2 protein-coding genes are annotated in these 2,101 nt (G+C 74.2%); both read left to right on the forward strand.

The window, feature by feature from the left end; translation table 11 throughout:
• Positions 1-232 precede the first annotated feature (232 nt).
• Complete coding sequence (gene solA, locus B8460_RS19645) at positions 233-1,375, forward strand: N-methyl-L-tryptophan oxidase (protein WP_048863323.1); 1,143 nt, start codon at positions 233-235, stop codon at positions 1,373-1,375.
• A gap of 117 nt (positions 1,376-1,492) precedes the next feature.
• A partial coding sequence (locus tag B8460_RS19650) for an MFS transporter (protein WP_048863324.1) occupies positions 1,493-2,101 on the forward strand: 609 nt, incomplete at its 3' end.

Below are 2,101 nucleotides of genomic sequence, written 5' to 3' on the forward strand. Positions count from 1 at the left end.
GGCCGCGTCCAGCGTTCCGGCGGCACGGGCGGCGCGGGCCGCACGCAGCGCGGGCGGGCGCAGCAGGCTGCCGACATGGTCGGCCCGAAAGGGCGGAGCGGTGCGGACGGTCACGCTGCTGTCTGCCATGGTCGCGTCTCCTCGGTCCCTTCAATTACGCCGCCCGCGACGGGGCGCAAGCGGCCGGCGCAGATGCTAGGCTGCGGTCCGGGTCGCCGGGCGGGGCTGATTTATGGGTCATGACACGATCGTGGTCGGGATGGGCGCGATGGGCAGCGCGGCGGCGTGGCAGCTGGCGCGGCGCGGCCACTCCGTCCTCGGCCTCGAACGCTTCGACATCCCGCACGACCGTGGCTCGCATCACGGCGTGACGCGCATCATCCGGCTGCCGTATTACGAAGACCCCGCCTATGTGCCGCTGCTGCGCCGCGCCTATGCGCTGTGGCGCGAGATCGAGGCGGCTTCGGGCGAGGCGCTGCTGCACATCACCGGCTCGCTCGACGGCGGGCCGGCGGACGGGGCGCTGTTCGCGGGGGCGCTGCGGTCGGCCCGGCTGCACGACCTGCCGCACGAGGTGCTGACCGGCGCGGAGGTCGCGCGGCGCTTTCCGGCCTATGCGCTGCCGGACGCCTCCCGCTTCGTGTTCCAGCCCGACGGCGGCTTCCTCGCCAGCGAGCGCGCGGTGCTGGCGCATGTCCGCGCGGCGCAGGAGGCCGGCGCGGACATACGGGCGCGCGTGCGGGTGCACGACTGGGCGACGACGCCCGGCGGCGGCGTGCGGGTACGCACCGATCAGGGCAGTTTCGAGGCGGCGACGCTGATCCTCGCCGCCGGCGCTTGGATGGCCGACCTCCTGCCCGATCTGCGCGGCCTGGCCGTGCCGGAGCGGCAGGTGCTGGCCTGGCTGCAGCCGCGGACACCCGCGCTGTTCACGCCCGCGCGCTTCCCGGTGTTCAACATCGAGGTGGCGGAGGGCCGCTATTACGGCCTGCCGGTGTTCGAGGTGCCGGGCTTCAAGTTCGGCCGCTACCATCATCGCGGCGAGGCGGGCCCCGCCGACGCGGTGCGCCGCGCGCCGGACGCGGCGGACGAGGCCCTGCTGCGCGGCTTCGCCGAACGCTATTTCCCGACCGGGTGCGGCCCGACCATGGCGCTGCGGGACTGCCTGTTCACCAACACGCCGGACGAGCATTTCATCATCGACCGGCACCCGCAGGCGCGGCAGATCATCGTCGCCTCCCCCTGTTCCGGCCACGGGTTCAAGTTCGCGTCCGTCATCGGCGAGATCCTGGCCGAGATGGCGATCGGCGACGGGCGGACGCGCCACGAGATCGGCTTCCTCCGTCTCGACCGGCCGGGGCTGCGTCCGGGCTGACCGGCGCCGGCCAGGATGGCCACGCATGGCAGCCCGGCCCGCCCGCGCGCCGCCTGGACAGGGCCTGTCCAGGCGCGATGATCGCGGCTCGGACGGGCGACCACGGGGGCCGGCGGCATGGACGCGATGACGGACAGGCCGGCGCGGATATTCCGGGGCTGGTACGTCGTGGGCGGCGCCTTCGCCGTCATGCTGGCAGGCTTCGGCAGCGCGTATTCGTTCAGCGCCTTCGTCCTGCCGCTGCAGACGACGTTCCACGCCTCGCGCGGGTCGGTGTCGCTGGTGTTCTCGCTCGCGGGGTTTCTTTATTTCGGGTTCGGCATCGTCAGCGGCCCGCTGGCGGACCGGTTCGGCGCCCGGCCGCTGGCCGTGCTCGGCATGGCGGTGATCGCCGCGGGCCTCGCCGTCGCGAGCCGGGCGGGCACGCTGTGGGGCGTCTATCTCGCCTACGGGCTCGGCGTCGGTCTTGGCGTCGGGCTGTCCTACGTCCCGGCGATCGGCGCCGTGCAACGCTGGTTCGTGCGCAGGCGGGGGCTGGCGTCCGGGCTCGCGGTGTGCGGCATCGGCGTGGGCACGCTCCTGCTGCCGCCCGCCGCGGCGTTCCTGGTCGGCATCGCCGGGTGGCGCGCGGCCTATCTCGTCCTCGGCCTGTTCACGCTCGTGGTGGGCGGCGGCTGCGCGCTGCTGATCGAGGACGCGCCGCAGGCACGCGGCCTCGCGCCGGAC

Source organism: Acidisphaera rubrifaciens HS-AP3, assembly GCF_000964365.1.
GTDB classification, from domain to species: domain Bacteria; phylum Pseudomonadota; class Alphaproteobacteria; order Acetobacterales; family Acetobacteraceae; genus Acidisphaera; species Acidisphaera rubrifaciens.